Here is a 2,612-nt window from a genome sequence, read left to right as displayed (position 1 = left end):
CAATTTTGTTGTACATTTTATATTTGGTTTTACTTATTCTTTTCCCAATAATTGTTAAGGAGTAGAATAAGATAAAACTATATATGGAGGTACAGAAAATGAGCAAAACGCCTAAAAAAATAGTAACTGAGCGTAATACACAATTTTGTTGTACATTTTATATTTGGTTTTACTTATTCTTTTCCCAATAATTGTTAAGGAGTAGAATAAGATAAAACTATATATGGAGGTACAGAAAATGAGCAAAACAGAACCTATTAGAAACCTTGCCGATATTCAAAAGATGAAAAAATTCTTAATCGATCAAGAACGGTGGCGGGATTATGTGCTTGTTACTTTAGGTTTAAACACAGCCTTACGGATAAGTGATTTGCTTGCCTTACGATGGAGAGACGTCTATAACTTCCGTTCCGCCTCATTTTATCAGCATGTATATATTATAGAGCAAAAAACACAGAAAAAGAATACAGTTTCACTAAATAATAATGCTCTTGAAGCGCTGGCCTTGCTGAAAGACCATCTCATAAGCATTTCTGCTCATGATTATATAATTAAGAGTAGGGTATCATCCAACCAACCAATTCATCGGAGCCGGGCCTATGCCATTATACGTGAACTGGCAGAGGCGAATGGAATCGAGGCCATATATCCTGCCACTCACTACGGAAGACGTTTGGTTATCAGGCATGGAAGAACGGATACTCTCCAGCAATTATTATGGAAATTTATAATCATTCATCATTACAAGTTACGCGGCGATATTTATCCATCAATCAGGATGATAAAGATCAGGTTTTTATGAATCTGATGTTGTAAACGAAATTTGCAAACCATCATTCATACTCTAAATAATATACAATTCATTTTACTATTGCGATGGCTCCAGAACGGCTATCACTATGTTTGTAACCTTAGACTGGTTTGTGAGTATTTCTGAGGAAACTGATCTTTTTGTAAGGGATGGCCGGATTTAACTCGTCCAGAAAAAAGAACTGTGCATTATGGAATGATACGGTGACCCACGTGGAGATTACTCATGCAGCCCCTTTGGGGAGTATCCCAAAGATTGTGTAAACCTCTAAACTGATGTAAGATAAAAGTACTCAGTTTGGAGGTTTATTTTATGGCAAGGAAAAAAGATTCACCACAGAAAGCGGCACTTAGGGAAATGATGAGCACGTACCTGAAAGATAACAATGTAAAGGTCAGGGATGGTAGGGATGTGAATTCTATCATGCGGGATATGATGTCTGTTATCCTGGAAAACGCCCTCGATGAAGAGATGAATGAGGAACTGGGTTACTCCAGGTATGACTATCGTAACAAAGAAACGGACAACAGACGTAATGGTCATTCACAGAAAACGATGCATACCAGCTATGGCGATATGGAACTGGATATCCCGCGTGATCGCAAAGGGGAGTTCGAGCCGCAGGTAATCAAAAAATACCAGCACACGGTCACCCAGGACATGGAGGAAAAAATCATCTCCATGTACGCAAAAGGCATGTCTACCGCCGATATCGAAAGTCATATGCGGGAGCTGTACGATATTGTAATCTCTGACAGTACCATCAGCCGGATTATGGACAAAATCCTGCCTATTGTGAAGGAATGGCGGGAAATACCTCTGGAAGACATTTACGCAGTTATTTTTACAGATGCCATCCACTATCATGTGAGGCAGGAAGGCCGTATTGTAAAACGCGCTGTCTATATCGCCATCGGGATTGATATGAATGGCAGGAAGGATGTGCTTGGCATGTATGTAGGTCAGAACGAGAGTGCTAAGTTCTGGCTGTCCATTCTCAACTGGCTGAAAAACAGGAGGGTAGAGGACATCCTCATTGCTTGTGTCGATGGCCTCAGCGGCTTCCCACAGGCCATTGCAAATCTGGCAACCTGTTTTAAATATCCAGAGGTTGTCCGTCGCTTGATTGATACAACCAATGCCATGGAGGGATTTAACCGGCAGTTGCGGAAAGTCACGAAATCAAAGACAATCTTTCCATCCGATGACAGCCTGCTCAAAATGCTGTATCTGGCCATGATGGACATCACAAAAAAATGGACTGGGCACCGCCAGGACTGGGGGCAGATCCATTCACAGCTGGAGATTTTCTTTGAGGAACGTCTGGCTGGATACTAAATGGAAGCAGGGAAATGAGGCTGCATAGTTAGCCTGTCTGGACATGCCCGGAATCTGTATTATAATACAAGCAAAGGGCAAAGCCTGAAAAATAGCTTTGCCCTTCAGTAACTAATGACATATCTTGCAATCAGTTTTCCTTGTTTACACAAAACTGGAACTCGCTCGGATGAATCTGATTCTTTATCAGATGACACTGTTACATCTAAGGCAGAAGCAAAACCACATGGCATTACCAGAGACGCCAGATACTATGGAGGTAAAAAAACATGACAAATCAAAGGAGTGTGTGAAAAAAAGTCTGTAAATGCTGATCTTCTATGATAATCACTGGGCTGAAAGTTCCTTTTTGGACTTTCAGCCCTTGTTTTATATATAACAGCAACTATCGTTGTATGTCAAGAGCAGGCGAATATTCCGCCTGTGAAAAATAAGACAGATTGGCTTATTCCGGCAGACGGCC

The 2,612-nt window shown here is 40.9% G+C and carries 2 protein-coding genes; both read left to right on the top strand.

Translation table 11 applies throughout. The features are described from left to right. Positions 1-238 precede the first annotated feature (238 nt). Complete coding sequence (locus DXA13_RS20545; RefSeq protein ID WP_181995775.1) at positions 239-802, top strand: tyrosine-type recombinase/integrase; 564 nt, start codon at positions 239-241, stop codon at positions 800-802. 366 nt (positions 803-1,168) lie between these two features. Continuing rightward, positions 1,169-2,149 carry an IS256 family transposase gene (locus DXA13_RS20535; protein WP_181995776.1) on the top strand — a complete coding sequence of 327 codons (981 nt, stop codon included), beginning with the start codon at positions 1,169-1,171 and terminating at the stop codon, positions 2,147-2,149. The last annotated feature ends 463 nt before the right edge of the window (positions 2,150-2,612 follow it).

Source organism: Clostridium sp. AM58-1XD (genome assembly GCF_003464085.1).
GTDB lineage: Bacteria > Bacillota > Clostridia > Lachnospirales > Lachnospiraceae > Lachnoclostridium_A.
This window is presented reverse-complemented; position numbering and strand designations above follow the sequence as displayed.

What these genes read in the sequence shown, in the direction of transcription:
- DXA13_RS20545 (WP_181995775.1), top strand. Translation starts at nt 239, where the DNA reads ATGAGCAAAACAGAACCTATTAGAAACCTTGCCGATATTCAAAAGATG.
- DXA13_RS20535 (WP_181995776.1), top strand. Translation starts at nt 1,169, where the DNA reads ATGATGAGCACGTACCTGAAAGATAACAATGTAAAGGTCAGGGATGGT.